This window comes from Mucilaginibacter sp. PAMC 26640, assembly GCA_001596135.1.
Classification (GTDB): Bacteria; Bacteroidota; Bacteroidia; order Sphingobacteriales; family Sphingobacteriaceae; genus Mucilaginibacter.
The window spans coordinates 2,771,909-2,791,906 of sequence record CP014773.1 but is presented as its reverse complement, the minus strand read 5'-3'; the positions used below and the strand labels follow the sequence as shown (position 1 = coordinate 2,791,906).

The 19,998-nt window shown below is 42.2% G+C and carries 14 protein-coding genes; 4 read left to right on the top strand and 10 right to left on the bottom strand.

All coding sequences use genetic code 11. The annotated features are described in order from the left end of the window. Positions 1-215: 215 nt before the first annotated feature. The 6 genes from A0256_12185 to gltA form a co-directional block, all read right to left on the bottom strand. Positions 216-1,568, bottom strand: coding sequence for a trigger factor (locus A0256_12185; GenBank protein AMR32127.1), 1,353 nt, complete (start codon positions 1,566-1,568; stop codon positions 216-218). 192 nt (positions 1,569-1,760) lie between these two features. Then, positions 1,761-2,489, bottom strand: a complete 729-nt coding sequence (locus A0256_12180) for a hypothetical protein (protein ID AMR32126.1) — start codon at positions 2,487-2,489, stop codon at positions 1,761-1,763. A gap of 123 nt (positions 2,490-2,612) precedes the next feature. Continuing rightward, positions 2,613-3,212 (bottom strand): hypothetical protein, encoded by a 600-nt coding sequence (locus A0256_12175; GenBank protein AMR32125.1) that lies wholly within the window; start codon positions 3,210-3,212, stop codon positions 2,613-2,615. A gap of 1,177 nt (positions 3,213-4,389) precedes the next feature. Continuing rightward, entirely contained in the window at positions 4,390-4,995 is a 606-nt protein-coding gene (locus A0256_12170) for a hypothetical protein (protein AMR32124.1), read from the bottom strand. A 408-nt stretch (positions 4,996-5,403) separates the two neighbouring features. After that, positions 5,404-7,299, bottom strand: a complete 1,896-nt coding sequence (locus A0256_12165) for a recombinase RecQ (protein AMR32123.1) — start codon at positions 7,297-7,299, stop codon at positions 5,404-5,406. A gap of 89 nt (positions 7,300-7,388) precedes the next feature. Continuing rightward, positions 7,389-8,675: a citrate (Si)-synthase gene (gene gltA, locus A0256_12160; protein ID AMR32122.1), complete on the bottom strand. Its 1,287-nt coding sequence runs from the start codon at positions 8,673-8,675 to the stop codon at positions 7,389-7,391. Between the two features lie 140 nt (positions 8,676-8,815). Here gltA and A0256_12155 point away from each other — a divergent pair, with 140 nt between their 5' ends. After that, a complete protein-coding gene (locus A0256_12155; GenBank protein AMR32121.1) occupies positions 8,816-12,085 on the top strand; it encodes a hypothetical protein in 3,270 nt (1,089 codons plus the stop codon). A 33-nt stretch (positions 12,086-12,118) separates the two neighbouring features. Here A0256_12155 and A0256_12150 read toward each other — a convergent pair whose 3' ends face one another. After that, entirely contained in the window at positions 12,119-13,369 is a 1,251-nt protein-coding gene (locus tag A0256_12150; GenBank protein AMR32120.1) for an ABC transporter, read from the bottom strand. 204 nt (positions 13,370-13,573) lie between these two features. Between A0256_12150 and A0256_12145 the strand changes: the two genes are divergently transcribed. Then, positions 13,574-14,623 (top strand): S-adenosylmethionine:tRNA ribosyltransferase-isomerase, encoded by a 1,050-nt coding sequence (locus A0256_12145; GenBank protein AMR32119.1) that lies wholly within the window; start codon positions 13,574-13,576, stop codon positions 14,621-14,623. 102 nt (positions 14,624-14,725) lie between these two features. Beyond that, on the top strand, positions 14,726-15,445 hold the full coding sequence (locus tag A0256_12140) for a 2-C-methyl-D-erythritol 4-phosphate cytidylyltransferase (GenBank protein ID AMR32118.1): 720 nt from the start codon (positions 14,726-14,728) through the stop codon (positions 15,443-15,445). Positions 15,446-16,020: 575 nt separating this feature from the next. Here A0256_12140 and A0256_12135 read toward each other — a convergent pair. Both A0256_12135 and A0256_12130 read right to left on the bottom strand, forming a co-directional pair. Beyond that, positions 16,021-16,242 carry a hypothetical protein gene (locus tag A0256_12135; GenBank protein AMR32117.1) on the bottom strand — a complete coding sequence of 74 codons (222 nt, stop codon included), beginning with the start codon at positions 16,240-16,242 and terminating at the stop codon, positions 16,021-16,023. A gap of 83 nt (positions 16,243-16,325) precedes the next feature. Continuing rightward, entirely contained in the window at positions 16,326-16,874 is a 549-nt protein-coding gene (locus A0256_12130; GenBank protein AMR32116.1) for a cob(I)yrinic acid a c-diamide adenosyltransferase, read from the bottom strand. Positions 16,875-17,002: 128 nt separating this feature from the next. Here A0256_12130 and A0256_12125 point away from each other — a divergent pair, with 128 nt between their 5' ends. Further along, on the top strand, positions 17,003-18,091 hold the full coding sequence (locus tag A0256_12125) for a hypothetical protein (GenBank protein ID AMR32115.1): 1,089 nt from the start codon (positions 17,003-17,005) through the stop codon (positions 18,089-18,091). A gap of 73 nt (positions 18,092-18,164) precedes the next feature. Here the strand turns inward: A0256_12125 and A0256_12120 are convergent, their stop codons facing one another. Beyond that, entirely contained in the window at positions 18,165-19,646 is a 1,482-nt protein-coding gene (locus A0256_12120) for a hypothetical protein (GenBank protein AMR32114.1), read from the bottom strand. Between the last annotated feature and the right edge of the window lie 352 nt (positions 19,647-19,998).

The window sequence follows — 19,998 nt, the reverse complement described above, 5'->3', positions numbered from 1 at the left end:
AGTTTTTGTAAAGTAAAAATTATCTCCGTTTGTATTTTTCAATAATTATGAGTTGGATGAAGTGCCGGGAAGCAAAGAAGTACAAAAACAGCTCGTTATACCTGTCGCGCTCCGGCACCTTTCGCCTCCTCTGAATTTAAATTGCGCTCTAAACGCCAAAAGCACCTGCTTTTGGCAAATGCTTTTGGTAAAGGGTATTTTAAAGAGCGCTATGCTTAGTCTTCCAGTTTATTAAAATCTGTAAACAGGATCTCTTTTTTGTCGAGCGTGATAATGCTTTTGATGTAATCAAAAACCTTTACGGCTTTAACTTCTTCAAAAATCTTGTTCGCATTTTCTTTCTCTTGCAAGTATTGAACGGTGTACTGGGCCAATTGCTCCTCAGGAAGCGATTGCTGGCTGTACGCACGGAACTGCTGATCTAAACTAGCTTTTGCGTAGGCAAAAACCTCATCGTATTTAATATCGATGTTGCCATCTCTAACGATCTTGTTTGCAATCAGTGTCCATTTCAGGTTTTTTGCAAAATCATTGTAACCACCTTCCAGCTCTTCGTCTGATAGTTTTTCGTTGGTTGTTTTCAACCAGCGTTTTAAAAACTCATCCGGCAGGTTAAAATCTACCTTGCTTAAGCTATAATTGTAGATATCGTTCTGCAGTTTGCGTTCGCTATCCTGCTTCATCATACCTTCCAGCTCCTCGGTAATTTTTTCCCTGAAGCCTTCTTCGGTAGTCACTACACCTTCACCAAATAATTTGTCAAAGAACTCCTGGTTTAAATCGCCTTCTTCCAAACGGTTTACATTTTTTACCGTCAGTTTAAAGTTCGATTTCAAATCAGCCGCTGCTTCTTCATCAATTTTTAATAAACCTGCAACCTTAGCTGCGTCGTTACCAAAAGCTGCCTGAACATCCAGCGTTACTTCATCACCCTTTTTTAAACCTATTAACGAAGCTTTTATCGCCTCATCTTTTATTTGATCTAAACGAACTGATGCCGTGTTACTAATGCCATCCTCAAAAACACTACCATCCGGAGAAAGCTGTGTTAATTCGGAATAAAGAACGTCATCACCTGCCGATACGTCAGGATTTGTCATTTTGCCATAAGCACGACGGATATTTTTAACCCTTTCGGCCAAAGTATCTTCGTCAACTTTAATAACATATTGGGTAAGCTTGTCGGTAGAAGTGAAGTCAATCGCAAACTCAGGGGCTAATCCAATTTCGTAGTTAAACTCAAAATCGTCAGCAAAATCCCAGTTATATTCTTTGCTTTCGTCGCCGCGTTTCGGCAAAGGCTGGCCAAGCACTTCCAGTTTTTCTTCTTCCAGGTATTTGTTAAGCGTATCGCTCAGCATGCTGTTAATCTCATCAACCAAAATGCTTTTGCCATACATCCTTTTGATATGTGCAGACGGCACCATCCCGGGGCGGAACCCTGGTATTTTAGCCTTTTTAGCTTGATCTTTAATAACTTTCTCAACCCTTGGCTGGTAGTCAGCCGGGGCTAAATTGATCTTTACAACCGTGTTAAGGTCATCAACTCTTTCCTGTGATATATTCATCTTTTTTACCGGATATTTTAAAACTATACTAAAGCTGCCATGCGCATTATCAAAACGGATGGCAGCTTTTTAGAGGCGCAAAAGTATGAATTTATTTTGAATTTACCGGGAAGGCAATTTGTTTTTGAACGGTACAAACTTGCTGCTTACCTGTTTAAGCCAAACAGGTATAGCAGCAAGGCCAGCACCTTATCAGTCGATCTTGGTTAATGAGGACGAGCCCGACTTATCATTGCTGACGTTTGATGGATTACCCCGGTAAACCACTTCGGATGAGCCGCTGCTGTGAATACTTAAAGATTTAAGTACATTAATTTTGCATTTGCTGGCACCTGATGTTTCGATATTATATTTACCGACCACAAAATCAAGCGCATCAATATCACTGCTGCCGCTCATGTCCAGATCATGCGATGCCGCCTGCCCTTTTAGTACCAGTTCTGTGCTGCCGCTGCCGGAGGTATGCACATCGGCTGCGCTCAGATCCATATCAATATGAGTTGAACCGGAAAGATCGAAGTTGAAATTGCCCGCGTTGATCTTCCCCTTCGAGACTATCTCCACCCCTCCTGACGAGTGGATCTCTTCCAGTTTTTTTACGCCTATGGTAACCGTCATTTCTGTTTGGCTATCCAGGTTACGATTGGTATATAAACGCAGCTTACCACCTTCCACGCTAGTTTTGATGTACTTCAGCAGGTTATCATCGGCAGATACGGTCACCACCGATGAGCTATCCTGTACTATATTTACTTTAAAACCTCCGGAGATATCGATGCGGGTAAAATCAACTACCGTGCGCTTTTCTGTCGCAGCATTGCCCGAGCCGTGGATCCGGCGAAACCTTTTACAGGACGACGATAACAGGGTAATTGATAAAACGGCTGCCAGTAAAAGTATTTGAGTATATGTCCTTTTCATTGGGATGGGGTTTTGTTTTTTTTGACGCGGTTTAACGGTATGAAGTTACACTAAAACTAAAAATAAAAAAGCTATTGCATTTGGCAACAGCTTACGTGATATCTTAACAAAGAATGGTATGGATTAAAGAACGGCAATATCGGTATTATTTCTGCGGCTTGTTTGGGTTTTTGTTTCGTTTACAGTACTGAAATTATCGTTTACAATGCTGGCGGTGTCGGCATACCGTAAGCTGTACTCGTTTACACTGCCGCTCAAGGTTGCTTTTGCGTTATCGTTTAAAGTAAGGCTGGTTTTATAAGCATCCAAATTTAACTGGGCGGTTGCGTTGTTATTTAAATCGATGTCAAATTCTATTTTTGACAGGCTGCCGAATGATTTAACAGTAGCATTGTCGTATGCTGAAATTGCGCGCAGATCGTTAGCGGTAACCCATACCACCAATTTTTCTGCTTTATATGAGGAGATGCGTAACACACCGTTCTGGCTCTGCACGAGGGCGCTTTCTGCATAGTATTGATTGTAAACTTTTACCTGGTCGGCGCTGCCGTCTGATACGTAAAGCTCCACGTTTCCGTGAACTTCTATTTTGCTGATGCGGCTTACATTAGTTAAAGTTGTACTTACTTCTTTGCCGTTATGAGTTGTTGCTGCAAAGGTTGAATTGTTGCTTACCACTGCTAATACTACGATAGCGAAGATGGTTGTGAATATTGTTTTCATGGTATTAATATTTTGATTTTTAATGACTTATGCTGTTTAATAACTTAATACACAGATAAGACGAAGCCAACGGGGAAACGTTACAGCCAAACCCAGTGTAATAGATACACGGCCTGTTTTTATCGGTAAAGGGCATAAAGAGGGCGGTGAATTGAGAAAAAAATAAGCGTTTAGCGGAAACCAATTTGTCATCCCGGGGGAAGCGGCAGCGACGGGGGGCTTCTTTAAGCGAAAGCTGGTGAACCTTACAAGTACTATTTGTCATTCTGACGAAGGAAGAATCTGTTAAACGCCATGCTTACGTTTGCCTATCGGTTAAACAGATGCTTCGTGCCTCAGCACGACAAGGGTTGCTTCAGCAAGGAAGCATCTGTTAAACGCCATGCTTAGTTTGCCTATCGGTTAAACAGATGCTTCGTGCCTCAGCACGACAAGGGTTGCTTCAGCAAGGAAGCATCTGTTAAACGCCATGCTTAGTTTGCCTATCGGTTAACAGATGCTTCGTGCCTCAGCATGACAAGGTTGTTTTTTTCCCAATTGTCATTCTGACGAAGGAAGGATCTGTTAAACGCCCTGCATTGTGCGTGATGCCTATCGGTTAACAGATGCTTCGTGCCTCAGCATGACAAGGTTGTTTTTTTCCCAATTGTCATCCTGACGAAGGAAGCATCTGTTAAACGCCATGCTTAGTTTGCCTATCGGTTAACAGATGCTTCGTGCCTCAGCACGACAAGGTTGTTTTTTTCCCAATTGTCATCCTGACGAAGGAAGGATCTGTTAAACGCCCTGCATTGTGCGTGATGCCTATCGGTTAACAGATGCTTCGTGCCTCAGCATGACAAGGTTGTTTTTTTCCCAATTGTCATCCTGACGAAGGAAGGATCTGTTAAACGCCCTGCATTGTGCGTGATGCCTATCGGTTAACAGATGCTTCGTGCCTCAGCATGACAAGGTTGTTTTTTTCCCAATTGTCATCCTGACGAAGGAAGGATCTGTTAAACGCCCTGCATTGTGCGTGATGCCTATCGGTTAACAGAGGCTTCGTGCCTCAGCACGACGAGGGGTGCTTCAGGATAATAAGTTGGTAAGCGCATTCCAGGATTTTAAATCAAAAAAGCCACCGCTTACGCGATGGCTCCTGGTGAACTATATGTTGAACTTTTGCAAAAGTAGATGCTTATAGCGTGGCTACTTCGTTTTTAGCCGGGGTGAATTTGTTGGTCACCTTTTCGGTTTTGTTAGTAGCAGCTAAAGTGCTGGCGTTAACACTGGCCGACTGGTCGCGGGTTACGCTATACTCGGTTACGGTACCGCTTACATCGGCTTTAGCCCGGTCGTTTACCGTAATGCTGGCTTTGTAGGCATCCAGGTTGAGTTTGGCTGATGCATTGTTATACAGGTTAACATCCAGATCGATCTTTGACAGGTTACCGAAAGATTTAACTTCTGCATTATCGTATGCGTTGATGGTGCGCAGGTCGGCAGCGGTTACCCAAACTACTAAAGTTCTGGCGTCGTATGAGGCAATGCTCAATGTGCCGTTATCGCTTTTTACTACTGCATTTTCTGCATAGAATTTATTGTAAACCTTTACCTGGTCGGCGCTGCCGTCTGAAACGAACAACTGCACATTACCGCGGATCTCGATCCTGCTGATCTGGCTTACATTGTTTAAAGTGGTTACTTCTTCTTTGGCTTTATCATTGGTGCCGGCGAAGGTGCTGCTTACTGTACCTAAGGCTAAAGTGAAGATGGTGGCGATGGTGAATATTTGAGTTTTCATGATGATTAATATTTTGATTATGAGTGTTATTATGTTTTCGCTATTTATTAAATACACCCATATGACGACCTCAAACGAGAAACGTTACAGCCAGATCCGGCCTAATAGATGTACGGCGGATTTATATCGGTAAACGGCAGATTGGAGTCGGTGAAAAAGCGGAAACAAGATTGGTCAGCTTAAAAAGTTTGCATAGCAATTGCAACTATTACATGCCAACAGGTCTTGGGCACCGTCAAATCTGACAACTTTTGCAAGTTGTCAAATCAAAAAAACACATGTCGCAAAACACCCGCCGCGGCGCTTTCGGGTATGTGTTCGGGCTTGTTCGGGCTTGTTCGGGCTTGTTCGGGCCGGTCGCGACATGCACGCAGCGCGAACGCGAACAAAAACAGAGGGTAATACGCGCTATAGGTAGTAGTTTTCGCCGTCGGTTTTGATTTTACCGGCATCCAGCAGGGTGCGGATGGTGGCTATCTTTTCTTTTTCGGTACCGATGTTAATCCCGGTTATTAAACCTTCCAGGTTTTGATGCTCAACCAACAGCAGTTGCACTAAAGCATTGGTGATGTCCTCCCCTATTTCGGCGGCATTCCTTTGGCGCTTTTCGGCAAGGCAAATATCGCACACGCCACATTTGGCGGCGTTGGGCTCATCAAAGTAGGCCAGCAATATCTGGCTACGGCAGCGCCGGTGCTCAGCATAATTAAAAACGGCCTCCATCTTCTGGCGATAGGCCTTCTTCCTGTTCTCTATATCAGGTTTGTTGATATACAAATTATTGGCGTGCTGCCGGGGCTTTATCCAAGTTACCTGCGGCTTATCTGTTTGGGGCAGATAATTCAACAGCCGAAATTCCTGCAATTGGTTCAGCCCTTCTATCACCTGCTGCACGTTCATGCCGGTTCGGCGGGCAAGGTCAAATTCTTTCAAACGCACGTAATTTTCAAACGCCCCGCCGTAAGATCTGAGCAGGGTTTTGATGAACGGGTCCCAGCCTGGGTTCTGGATCTGGAAGTTATACAGTTCCTCATTCAGTACCATAAACTGAAACCTTGATGGCAGGAACACACTCTCATTAAAGGCGATGTATTCATTCTGCTCCAGGAATTTGAGCGCATTCAGCGTTTTGATGGCATCAAGCTTAAAGCGGGTGCAGAACTCGCCGAGATCCAAATCAAAGCTTGCCCCTTCGCCGGTATCGTAGGCCACCTGGCAGTAGTTAGCCAAATAATGGTAAACCTGCTTAATCTCTTCTACAGAAGGGAAGTTTTGCAGGAACATCTTCTCCTTCCGTAACCTATCGCTGCTGTTGTACAGCAATATGGCATAGGCCTTTTGCTCATCGCGACCGCCCCTGCCGGCTTCCTGGTAATAAGCCTCCAGGCTATCCGGCATTTCGTTATGGATCACAAAACGCACATCGGCTTTATCTATCCCCATCCCGAAGGCATTGGTAGCCACAATTATCCGCATACGGTTGTTTTTCCAGGCTTCCTGCTTTTCAGATCTTTCATCGGCACTTATGCCGGCATGGTAAAAATCAGCCTTAATCCCGTTTTGGTTATAAAATTTGGCAATCTCAACCGTATCCTTCCGGCTGCGTACATAAACAATACCGGTACCTGCAATGCCGGTAGCAATATCCAGCAGTTTGCGGCCCTTATTCTCCGTATTTTGTACCACATAGCTAATATTGCTGCGTGCAAAGCTTTGCTGGTAAACAACACTACCGGGTTTAAAAAGTAACTTTTGCTGAATGTCCTCCCTCACCTCGGCTGTTGCCGTTGCGGTTAATGCCAAAACAGGTACTTTGGGATGCAGTTCGCGCAAATCGGCAATGTGCAGATACGGCGGCCGGAAATCATACCCCCACTGCGAAATGCAGTGTGCCTCATCTACCGCAAACAAATTAACATTCATATACTTGATACGCTCTCGTACCAAATCGCTCAATAACCGTTCGGGGGACAGGTACAGGAATTTGATATACCCGTAGATACAATTATCCAGCGCAAGATCCACCTCCCGTTTGCTCATGCCCGATACAATGGATATGGCATCGATGCCTTTAGCTTTCAGGTTCTCCACCTGGTCTTTCATCAGGGCGATGAGCGGCGAAACCACAATGCAAATACCTTCCCGCGCCAATGCAGGCACCTGGAAACAAACCGATTTGCCGCCGCCCGTTGGTAGCAGGGCCAGGGTATCATTCCCCTGCAATACCGATGCGATGATCTCTTCCTGCATCGGCCGGAAGGCATCATGTCCCCAGTATTGTTTGAGTAGTTGGCGTGTAGTCATGGGCTGTTATAAAAAAAGCCCGGCGTATGGCGGGCTTTTTGCAATTGATTTATAGCGCTAGTCTTAAAACCGTCGCTACCTGTTAAGCATTATCTGCTTGCGATATCGGTATAATCTCTATCAACAGCACCCACATAAATTTGGCGCGGGCGACCGATAGGTTCTTTGTTGGTCTTCATCTCTTTCCACTGGGCAATCCATCCGGGCAGGCGGCCTAAGGCAAACAGCACGGTGAACATTTCTGTAGGGAAGCCCAGCGCAGTGTAAATAATACCCGAATAGAAATCCACGTTAGGGTACAGCTTACGCTCTACAAAGTATGGATCGTTCAGGGCAACTTCTTCCAGCTTTTTAGCAATTTCCAGTGTTTCGTCCTGTATGTGTAATTTCTCTAAAATATCGTCGCAAGCTTTTTTAATGATCTTGGCTCTTGGATCGAAGTTTTTATAAACGCGGTGACCAAAACCCATTAAGCGGAAGGGATCGTTCTTGTCTTTAGCTTTTGCTATCCACTTATCCGTATCGCCGCCATCTTCTTTTATCTGCTGCAGCATTTCAATCACTGCCTGGTTTGCACCGCCATGCAGCGGGCCCCATAATGCAGAGATCCCGGCAGAAATAGAGGCATATAAATTAGCATCCGACGAGCCTACAATGCGTACAGTTGACGTAGAACAATTCTGTTCATGATCTGCATGCAGGATCAGCAGCTTATTCATCGCGCTTACCACAACCGGGTCTATCTCCACCTCTTCGGTGCGCTGCCCAAAGGTCATGTGCAGGAAGTTGGTAACGTAATCGAACTTATTTTTAGGGTAGATCACCGGGTGGCCCAGAGATTTTTTGTAGATCCATGATACTATGGTACTCATCTTGGCGATCAGTTTAATGATCTCCAGGTTCACCTCTTCTGCTGATAAGCCTTGCTTTAATGAGGCCGGATTAAAGGCCGCCAAAGCACCAATCAGTGATGATAATTGCCCCATCGGATGTGATCCTGACGGAAACCCATCAAAGAACTTCTTCATATCCTCGTGCACCAGCGTATGGCGGCTAATCTCCAGCTCAAAAGATTTAAGCTGGTCGGCAGTTGGTAAATCACCGTAAATAAGCAGGTAAGCAACTTCTATAAAAGTTGAGTTCTCAGCCAACTGCTCAATAGGATATCCCCTGTATTTTAATATACCAACCTCACCATCTAAAAACGTAATTGCGCTTTTTGTGGCCCCTGTATTTTTGTAACCAACATCAAGCGTAACATATCCGCTTTGATCGCGCAGCTTGGAAATATCAATTGCTCTTTCACCCTCAGTACCCTCTATTACAGGCAGATCGTATGTTTTATCACCAATTTTTAGTTGTGCAGTATCAGACATAGAAGAAATAGTATTTGCAACAAATGTAAGTAAATATGCGTATTAATATCTGCTAAGATAAATTAACTCTTTGTAAAATTGTTAATGCTTTTTACAGCGTTTACCCCTATATTGTTTGCCGCAAATAAAAAACCTATCTAATGTCATTTAAGGACAGAGCTGTTTTATTGATCGAAAACGACTATACTATTCATAGGCTGCTATTGTTAGGATTATCGATTGCGGCGCCCGCACTTCACTATTTGTGCTATTACAATTCCTATGATCCTTTATGGCTGCGCGGTGTAAGCTTTGTTATTTGCGCTATAACTTTCGGTCTTTCTTTTACCAATTACAAATCTGCCTTTAAGTCTCTGGTCTATTTAACCATATTAACCTATGTAATTATAAATAATGGCATTCTGTTAGGCGCTAACGGCTTCGAACATGTTTACGTTTTCAGCTCTGTTACCGTTTTCATCTCCGTTACCTTATTCTGCAAACGGCGATGGGAATTTGTTGCTGTTTGTATGATCAACCTGGCAGTAGTACTAACCGCCTACTACGCCTCACCGCATTTAGCAATATCCGGCGCTGTACTAATTGTAATGCTTTTTGTTTTTACGCTGATCGCTTACGTATCCTTCTACGTAATGCTTACCTACCAGGCTCAATTTAAAAAAGCGCTGAACGAAGTACTGGCGCTGAACGAATCATTGACACAGAACGATGAACATCTGCGGAACAGCCGCCAACAGCTCCACGCGCTTATCAGTTCGGTAAACGATACCATTTTTGAATTGGATGAGAACATCATTTGCCTGAACGTTTGGTTCGGGCCGGAAAGCCCTTCCTATTTGAAACGTAAGCAATTTCTGCATAAGCACCTTTTCGAGGTACTGGGAACCGAACAGGCAGAGCCTCTTGCTAAAGTATACGATTATGTAATTAAAAATAGAAAAGCTTCCTCCTTTGACTTCCCTTCTCTATATGGGCCACCTAAATGGTTTACCGCCAAAGCAGCACCTGTTTTTGATATTGACGGCAACTATATCCATCGCATATCAGTATCTATCTCAGATATCACCGAGCAAAAGTTACGGGCAGATCAACTGGCAGAAAGCGAGAAGCTGCTGCAACAGGCGCACGCCATAGCCAAAACCGGCAACTGGTGGTTTGATGCTACCACAAAGGAAAATTACTGGTCAGACAATTTGTTTGCCTTACTGGAGGTAGATGCTATCCCGGAAGGAACATCAAAGTTTGAGTATTTTATGCAGCTGGTGCATCCAAACGATCTTGCCGCTACAAGCCAATTCTTTGCCAACATCTCATCGGTTACTGATACCAGCCACGAGCACCGACTAATCACACCAAAAGGTAATATAAAATACATTAAAGTATTACGCGGTGACCTTGATTTTAATGATGAAGGCAAACTTAAACGGGTGGTTGGTATTGTACAAGATGTAACCGAAGCCCGTCTTGCTGAAAAAGCAGTAAAATTAAGCCAAATGGAATTGCTGGAGGCCCAGGCGATAGCCAAAATTGGTAACTGGAAATTCGATACAGCCAGCAAAGAGCTCATCTGGAGCGACGAGGTAAATTCCATTTACGAGCTTGATGATGACGTTTCTTCCAGGTCATCATCCGGCAAAACATTAATTAAATACATCCATCCGCACGACAGGCGCCTGATCAAAAACATGTTTACCTCAGCCGCAGGTACAACGGTGGAATATCGGCTGATTACACCAAAAGGTACGTTAAAGCATATTTGTATCATCACCGGCAAACTCCTTTACCGCGCAGACGGCACGGTAAGGAAGGTGATTGGAACATTGCAGGATATAACGCAACGTAAACAGGCAGAAATAGCTTATAAGACTACCGAAAATAAATTCAGGCTGGTACTGGAAACGATCAAGCTGGCTGCGGTATCGCTGGATGCTAACGGAAATGTTACTTTTTGCAATAAATACCTGGCTAACCTTCTAGGCTACAGCCAAAGCGAAATACTCGGGTTAAACTGGATGAACACCTTTTTGCCCGAAGATTTACGCGAGATGCTGACCGGTTGGTTTATCAACAACACGGTCAAGGCTCACTTTATTAACCCTGTTGTTTGCCGCGACGGTCACCTGCGTACAATTAGCTGGCAAAATACCATTAGCTATGATAACGACGGGCGCTTACAAAGCACAACCAGCGTAGGGGAAGACATTACCCTTCAACAAAAGGCCAGGCAGGAATTGATAAAAGCAAAGGAGCAAGCCGAACGCTCATCGCATTTTAAATCGGAGTTTTTATCTATGATGAGTCATGAGATACGCACGCCGATGAATGCAGTTATTGGCACTACCAACCTGCTGCTTTCTGAAAATCCACGCCCGGAGCAGCTAGAGTATCTAAATACATTAAAATTTTCGGGCGAAAATCTGCTGGCAATTATCAACGACATATTGGATTATAATAAAATAGAAGCCGGCAAACTTGTTTTAAACAAAGCTCCATTTGACCTCCATCATCTTGTGCAAAACGTAAGGCAGTCGTTCTATTCAAAAGCTGTTGAAAAAAACCTGGAGATAGAACTGCTTACCGCTGAAGGAATTCCTCAATATGTTATCGGCGATCAAACCCGCCTGGGCCAGATTCTTATTAACCTGGTAAATAATGCTGTTAAGTTTACTAAAAAGGGCAAAGTTACAATCGCGATAGAAAAAGAACACTCCGCTGGTGATAATAGTATGCTTACATTTAAGGTTACGGATACAGGCATTGGTATCGCCCCCGAGAGTTTAGCTATCATCTTTGACCCTTTTATTCAGGAAGAAAGAGTAATCAATGACGAATATGGCGGCACCGGCCTCGGGCTTGCCATAACCAAACGTTTGGTAGAGTTGTATAATAGTACAATATCGGTAACGAGCAAATTAGGCGCAGGCACACAGTTTTCATTTTCTATTTTGTTTGAAACAGCTGATATTTCAGTGGCAAAACAAGATAAAATCGCAAATAACCCGCTGCCGCCAAATTTATTTGGTATGAATATTTTGGTAGTAGATGATAACAAGATGAACATTATGATAGCCACCAAATTTCTTAAAAAGTGGCAGGCGAATGTAGATGAAGCAATGAACGGGCAAATTGCAGTGGATAAAGCGTCTCAAAAGTCTTACGATCTAATTATCATGGACCTACAAATGCCGGTTATGGATGGATTTGAAGCAGCATCCCTCATTAAAATGCAACACCCCGAAACGCCTATTATTGCTTTTACGGCTGATGCGATGCCCGAAACGCACGCCAAAGCCTTTGAGCACGGCATGTGCGATTACCTTACCAAACCCTTTGTGCCCGAATCGCTATTTGAAAAGATCTCCAAACACTGCAGGCCAAACATTCCTGATGACAGTAATCTTAATTTATAAATCAACAGGTGAGCTATTTTATTGCAGCTGATCTTAGTTAGTGCGAATTGCCTCAACCGGATCTAGCCTCGAGGCAAACCATGCAGGAACAATGCCTGATATGATACCAATGCCTATTGAAATGCTGATCCCAAAAATGATATTGGCCAAATCGAGCACAACTTCAACATCGGCCGCAGCCTTTACCAAGAAAGTGCCACCCCAAACCAGTAGCAAACCAATCAAACCGCCCATGAGGCATAATACGATAGATTCGATCAGAAACTGAAGTAGGATGAAGTAGTTTTTTGCGCCAAGTGATTTTTGGATGCCGATAATATTAGTACGCTCTTTTACCGATACGAACATGATATTGGCGATCCCGAACCCACCCACCAATATGGAAAAACCGCCGATAATAAGGCCCGCGACATTTACAATGCCGAACAACTGATCTAACTGGTTTGATAAGATAGTAGATTTATTAAGCGAAAAATTATCCTCCACACCCGGGCGGATACTTCTGATGGAACGCATTAAACCACGAACTTCACTCTCTACCTCTAAATCGTTTAAGTTATCAAGTCCTCTTACATCAATTTCCGGATTATACTTTTCGTTCTCAATATCGATGATATTCTTAGCAAAATTTAAGGGTAGCAGGATCCGGCTATCATTTGTGATGCCCAGCATATCCTTCCCTTCTTTGGTAAATACGCCGATAATGGTAACCTTCCGGCCCATTATTTTAATTTGTTTACCTACAGCCCCACCATCCGGAAAAAGGTTTGATGCAATATCAGCACCAATCATTGCTACGGGCGCCCCAGTACGCGACTCTATATCGGTAAAGTAGCGTCCGTCATCAAAATTGAAGTTCCAGGTTTTGTCATGATCCTGCGAAACGGCATCTATCTGTGCACCATCTACTGTATTACTTAAATATTTAACGGTGCGATTGTCTATCCCAATTTCGTAGGATATAGCCTTGGCCGTTTGGCTTCGGCGCTGTAATTGTTCAAAGTCGCGCAGCTTAGGTACAGGTCTTTGCAAATATTTCCACCAGGGGAAATTATCCTCACCCACCCAGGGCCATTTTTGGATATAAATACTATTGCTGCCCAATTTATTCACGCTTTTCTGCAGGTTATTACGCAAAGTATCCACTGCGGAAAAAACGGCAATGATCGTAAAAATACCAATCGTTACCCCCAATAGCGAAAGCAGCGTACGCAGTTTGTTTTGCCTAAGAGCATCATAGGCAAAGAGAAAACTTTCGCGGATAAGTTTTAAAATTATCATGATAATGATTCTGATCTAAATGGCTGTTCCGGGAGTTACACGATGGCATATCCTGGGTAAATTTAAAGGTTAGACTGCTATCGAGAACTTAAGTTACAGTGTTCTCCATAAAAGTATTTTTCTAATAATCAAAACGAAATGCAAAAAAATCGGTTAATGTAAACAAAAAAAGCGTACATTTGCGCCCTAAAATTTCTTATATTAAAGATGAAATTATCCCAGTTTAAATTCAATTTACCAGAGTCATTAATTGCGCATTCACCTTCAGATATTCGCGATGAGTCGCGTTTAATGGTCCTGCACCGCGATTCGGGCAAAATTGAGCATAAAATATTCAAAGATATACTGGATTATTTTGATGACAAGGATGTAATGATCCTTAACAATACCAAAGTATTCCCTGCCCGTATGTACGGCAATAAAGAAAAAACAGGCGCTACCATTGAAGTGTTTTTGTTGCGCGAACTAAATAAAGAGTTACGTCTTTGGGATGTATTGGTTGATCCGGCCCGTAAGATCCGCGTTGGTAACAAACTTTATTTTGGCGATGACGACCTGCTGATTGCTGAGGTTGTAGATAATACTACCTCACGTGGCCGCACCATTCGCTTTTTGTTTGATGGTACCGATGAGGAATTTCGCCGCAATGTGGAGATCCTAGGTGAAACACCACTGCCAAAATATATTAAACGCAAAGCCACTGCCGACGACAAAGAGCGCTATCAAACCATTTTCGCTAAGCACGAAGGTGCGGTTGCCGCCCCTACCGCAGGCTTGCACTTCAGCCGCGAGCTAATGAAACGCCTGGAACTGAAAGGTGTGGAATTTGCCGAGGTTACACTGCATGTAGGTTTAGGTACTTTTCGCCCGGTTGAGGTAGAGGATCTGACCAAACACAAAATGGATTCTGAGCAATTTATTATAGAAGAAAAACAGGCTAGAATTGTAAACCGCGCTATTGAAAGAAAAAGCCGGATTTGCGCTGTAGGTACTACTTCTATGCGTACTATAGAATCTGCTGTATCAGCTGGCAAAACTTTAAAGTCTGCTAATGATTGGACCAGCAAATTCATCTTCCCTCCTTACGAATTCAGCATAGCGAATTCTATGATTACTAACTTTCATACCCCTGAGTCTACCCTATTGATGATGGTTAGTGCATTTGGAGGTTACGAGCATGTGATGAATGCCTATGAGGTTGCAGTTAAAGAGAAATACCGCTTTTACAGTTACGGCGATGCCATGCTGATCATCTAAGACTTAGATATTAAACAAACTAAGTTTCACATAAAATGGAGATACCTGCAAAAAGCTGGTATCTCTTTTTTTTGTTTTAGATTTGACGCTCAAGCTTGCTAAATGGATTCTAAACCCACATCGTCTATCCCAAATCTCACCTCAAAAACCTACGCCGTTATTGTTGCCGGCGGTTCCGGCACGCGCATGCAATCGGTAATGCCCAAGCAGTTTATCCTTTTGAACGGGCGACCTGTACTTATGCACACAATGGAGGCTTTCAGGGCCTGCACAGCTCAACCTGAACTGGTTTTGGTATTACACACCGATTATCATTCCTTTTGGAAACAGTTGTGCGAAGAACATAATTTCGTCATAAAACATAAATTAATTGCGGGAGGCCAAACCAGATTTCATTCAGTGAAGAACGCAATTGACTATATTACCGAAAAAAATGTGCTAATTGCTGTACATGACGCCGTACGACCTTTGATCTCACCCACAATAATTGACGAGGCTTTTCGTTGTGCAGAAACTCAAGGTTCAGCTGTAGTAGCCGTAAAAAGTCGCGATTCTGTAAGGCAGACTTTCGGAGAAAGATCGGAAAGTTTGAACAGAGATAATATTTACCTGGTACAAACCCCGCAAACATTTAAGTCCGAAATATTGAGGCTTGCTTACGAGCAAACTTTCGACCCTTATTTTACAGACGATGCATCAGTAGTTGAGCGAAATGGTGCGCAAATAACCATTGTACAGGGGCATCACAGTAATATAAAGATCACGTTCCCTGAAGATATTGCGATTGCGGAAGCTATTATAAATAAAAAGCCGCAGGCATAATACCAGCGGCTTAATAATTAATATTTGTTGAGTTAGGCTCGTCTTATAACACCTAATAGTAGCGCTATAATAGCAATTACCAATAAAATGTGGATTAAACCGCCTGCGTGGTTTACGAAAAATCCAAAGATCCATCCTATGACAAGGATAACGGCGACGATGTACAATAAGTTTCTCATGTTTAGTAGATTAAATGTTAAAGTTTGAGTTGATTGTGCTGAATCAATGCGAAGATCATTCCAAGAAAAGGCATTGACTTTAAATGTATTAGAGCTTTATTGATCAAACAACATTACGCCCGGCGGATAACACCTAAAATTAAAGCTATAATAGCGATCACTAATAGGATGTGGATTATGCCACCGCTACCTGCGTAAAAAAATCCGAATGCCCATCCGATAACAAGGATAACGGCAATGATGTATAACAAGCCTCTCATAATGTTGTGTTTTTAGTATGTGTTTAAGTAATAAATAAATGTTTACACCTTTGCCATACCAAAATCATTCCAAAAAGGGTTAAAAAAAAAGCTCCCTATTAAGGGAGCTCTTACATTAACTTATGGTTTAATACAATTAATATTCGTCTTCATTAAAGAAGAAGTCATCCTTAGTCGGGTAGTCCGGCCAGATTTCCTCAATATTCTCATATGGCTCACCATCATCTTCAAGTGCCTGCAGGTTTTCTATCACCTCTACCGGCGCTCCGGAACGTATAGCGTAATCAATTAACTCATCTTTAGTTGCCGGCCATGGCGCATCTTCTAAATGCGATGCTAGTTCAAGTGTCCAATACATGTTTTTATATTAATTGGGTAAATTTCCTTTTTCGCAAAAGTATTATATTTTTAAATTGATTATTACTATTTAATGTAATTTTTTTATAACCTCGGGATCCATTGATTTTCAGTCACCTTATCGTCCTGAGCCACCTTTCGGGCCAGTGTAAAAAGATAGTCGCTAAGCCTGTTTAAATACACTGTCACATTCGGCTCGACAAAACTTTCTTCAGCAAGGTGAACCGTAATCCTTTCGGCCCTGCGACAAACACATCGCGCTATATGGCAGTAAGATATAAAATTACTTCCGCCTGGCAAAATAAAATGTCGCAATTCGGGCAAAGATTCGTTCATCAGGTCAATTTCCTGTTCCAGCAATTGTATATCAGCGATGGTGAGGTCGGGAATAGCCATCCGCGACTTTTCCGGATCTGCCGCCAGCGATGATCCTATGGTAAACAACCTGTCCTGGATCTCTTTTAAAATATCCTGATGATGTATATTTATCGACTGATCGCGAATCAAACCAATGTAGCTGTTCAATTCATCAACGGTGCCATAGCTCTCAATGCGAAGGTGATGTTTAGGCACCCGGGTACCTCCTATTAATGAGGTGTAGCCTTTGTCTCCGGTTTTGGTATATATCTTCATGTAGTTAGCCGATAATTCAACCACAAAGAACACAAAGAAAAATCACAAAGCGCACAAAGATTTTATTGTTTTGGCAGGATCATAAAAAACTTTGTGACCTTTGTATCATAAACGGTTAGCAATTCTTTGTGCGTTTTACGGTTAATAGTAAAGCGAATTTAAACTTAAACTTGCAGATCGTGTTTAAATCAGAAATATATCGTTCAGCCATCATGAAACTTATTAAATCAACGGCAAAAATGGCTATTGCCAGTTTATGCACCATATCCCTCTTAAGTTTTAGCTGCGGCGGCAATGGCGTTAAAACGGCTCCCGCCGTTTCAGCCGCGCCTGCACCTGCCCCATCATTCAGCAAATTTTTAACCGAAAAGGAGTTTAACGACTTGTTCCCCGAGCGTAATAAATTCTATACCTACAAAGCTTTTATCAAAGCGGTGGATGAACTGGCGCAAATAAAAGTGAAGGTAACGCGCAGGGCGGTTTCGGTATACCAGTTCATTCGTACGGATAAACGTACAGGAAAGGCTACCACGGTGCGCCAGGATGGCGATTGGAACGAGCAATGGGCGAAGGATAAAGGCGATAGTGTCTACACAGTAGATTATGGCGGCTTTTGCACCGAAAAAGATGCCCTTACCAATAAGCGCGAGCTGGCGGCCTTTTTTGCACACATCGCTCACGAAACCCGCCACGGAATGAATGGCAGCTACACAGACGGACTGATGGCGTTGCATGAGGAGAACACCAGCCTGGAATATACCAGCGACAGCGATGAATACCCATCGGTTAAGGGCCAGAAATATTATGGCCGCGGGCCTATGCAACTAAGTTACAATGGCAATTATGGCTATGCTTCAGACTGTATCTTCGGTAACAAACACATCCTGCTGGATAACCCGGCGTTGGTAGAAACCGACCCCGTAGTATCGTTTAAAACTGCCATTTATTTTTGGATGACACCAGAAACGCACAAACCATCTGCACATGATGTGATGATAGGCAAATGGCAGCCAAATACCAGGGACAAAGCAGCCGGCCGTATACCCGGCTTCGGAATGACTATCATGATTGTAAACGGATCCCTGGAGTGCAACAAAGGCGACAATTATAGCATGAACGATCGCATTGGTTTTTATCAGTTCTTTTTAAAGAAGCTAGGCAGCAGCGACAATAATTGCATGTGCAGTTGCGGGAAGATGGCACCGTATAGTTATTAGACTCCTAAAACGAATCTAATAACTATAAGGTATAACAAAATAATTAGCACGCTGTTACTTACCAAAGAGATCCTTACTTGTTATTCGACGCAGTTTCAATTTCTTTTATCAAGATATTTAAATTTACCGGGTATTTTGTGATGGTTTGTTTGTAGCTGCCATCTTTTTTAATAATTATGTATGTTGGATATCCGGTAGCCACAACTTTTCTCATAATATCTTTTGTTAAATTGGCATTGGCTAATATATGCTTCCCCTCAATATTGAAAAAGGCAATTTGTTTTTTCCACTCTCTTTCCCGTCCTGAGTCCATATTAGCGATATACAAAAAGACTACATCCTTACCTTGAAAATGGGCTCTTAGGCTGGATGCATTTTTCTGAATTTCTTCTCTGCAGGGGCCACACCAAGTGCCCCACATATCTATAAAAACAGCTTTACTTTTGTTTAACGCAATAACTTCATTAAGCGTATTTAGCTTTGCGCCATTATCTGAAACAAAAACGGTTTTATGGTTAAATACCTGTTTTTGCTTGCTGTACACTTCAGTCATCTGAGGGCTAAATCTCTCGATATATACGTTTGCCGGGAATTTCTTTTTAAAATGATCAAACAAAAAAGCGGCAGATGAATAATCTGCTTTATTAAATAAATATTTTATTGCCTGACCAAAACTATATTCGGCTGTTGTCCCGGTAAAATATTTGTCAATGATAAATTTATTTAGCATTCCTACCTGCGCATAATTAAAAAGCTCCTTACCATGAATTTGATCGGTATGAAACCATTTTTTAAAGAATAATTTAGGGTTGGTTCGGTATTCATCCATCAGATCGGACAACTCTCCTCTCAACAAAAAGTCATCAACTAACCTGGTATAATTATATGCAGTTAACGCACTACCATTATTAATTCGGGCGTTGGAAAATAGACTGTCCTGAATATTTTTCCATTTCACCTTTTGCGCATAAGGTTTACCGAAAACATTATTGTGGCTCGATTCATAAAAGGCCATAGGAGCAAAGTATTGCAGATTGTAATTTGCCGCTTTTATAAACTCCGGTGATGGTTTATATACTCTAATATAATCTAACAATATAGATTTATTTACTAAAAATCGCCTGTTAATAGCGGTAATAACACGGTTCGGATCTGTGTCGTTATCAAACGATTTTACATCCATATTAATCAACGCAAAAATTTCGGGTTGATTATTGTTGCTACCTTTTCCTGTCACTTTGATATTGTCATTTTTTGCACTCATATCTGCTGATAAAAAAAGCTCATCGCCTGGACAAAGAAACAGGCTATATTTGGAGAGTTTCTCAGAAAATAACAAGATCAAATAGTCGGGATGATCAAGAAACATGGTATATGTTACCGATTGATCAGCATCTAATTTTAGCAATTGTGTTCGTTTTGACAAATCGTAACGGAATTGCGGGTCGTATAACAAAGCAGAGCCTCGTAAATTTTTAATAGTAATGTGCACTACCGCATTCCTGGCAAAGCTGTTTAGCGAAAAAAATAAAGTTAAAACCCATGATAAAATCATGACTTTAATACCTTTCGAAATATTTATTTGATAAAATTCATGTGCGTAGTGTAGCATAGATTTGTTGACAACTATTAACATGGAATAAACAGATGATTATGTTCTTTTCTAAAGATTGAATTAAGTTTTGGTAGGAGCAGTGCCATTAGTTCTTCTTTTCCATCGCTTTGGGAAGTAAATCTTTACCTGTTTATTTAATAAATAACCCTTTATGCAGCCATCATATTTATATCCCTACTTGCTTCAATAACTTTACGCTAATTTTGCCTCCAAATAATGGCAATGTATTGATTTACAATAAATCTAAGAATTTATACACTAAATTCAAACATTCGTTTATGGCCAAAAGATA

Coding starts and splice junctions, on each gene's coding strand:
- A0256_12130 (AMR32116.1), bottom strand. CDS start 16,874: ATGAAGATATATACCAAAACCGGAGACAAAGGCTACACCTCATTAATA.
- A0256_12135 (AMR32117.1), bottom strand. CDS start 16,242: ATGTATTGGACACTTGAACTAGCATCGCATTTAGAAGATGCGCCATGG.
- A0256_12165 (AMR32123.1), bottom strand. CDS start 7,299: ATGACTACACGCCAACTACTCAAACAATACTGGGGACATGATGCCTTC.
- gltA (AMR32122.1), bottom strand. CDS start 8,675: ATGTCTGATACTGCACAACTAAAAATTGGTGATAAAACATACGATCTG.
- A0256_12155 (AMR32121.1), top strand. CDS start 8,816: ATGTCATTTAAGGACAGAGCTGTTTTATTGATCGAAAACGACTATACT.
- A0256_12180 (AMR32126.1), bottom strand. CDS start 2,489: ATGAAAAGGACATATACTCAAATACTTTTACTGGCAGCCGTTTTATCA.
- A0256_12140 (AMR32118.1), top strand. CDS start 14,726: ATGGATTCTAAACCCACATCGTCTATCCCAAATCTCACCTCAAAAACC.
- A0256_12185 (AMR32127.1), bottom strand. CDS start 1,568: ATGAATATATCACAGGAAAGAGTTGATGACCTTAACACGGTTGTAAAG.
- A0256_12145 (AMR32119.1), top strand. CDS start 13,574: ATGAAATTATCCCAGTTTAAATTCAATTTACCAGAGTCATTAATTGCG.
- A0256_12120 (AMR32114.1), bottom strand. CDS start 19,646: ATGATTTTATCATGGGTTTTAACTTTATTTTTTTCGCTAAACAGCTTT.
- A0256_12175 (AMR32125.1), bottom strand. CDS start 3,212: ATGAAAACAATATTCACAACCATCTTCGCTATCGTAGTATTAGCAGTG.
- A0256_12170 (AMR32124.1), bottom strand. CDS start 4,995: ATGAAAACTCAAATATTCACCATCGCCACCATCTTCACTTTAGCCTTA.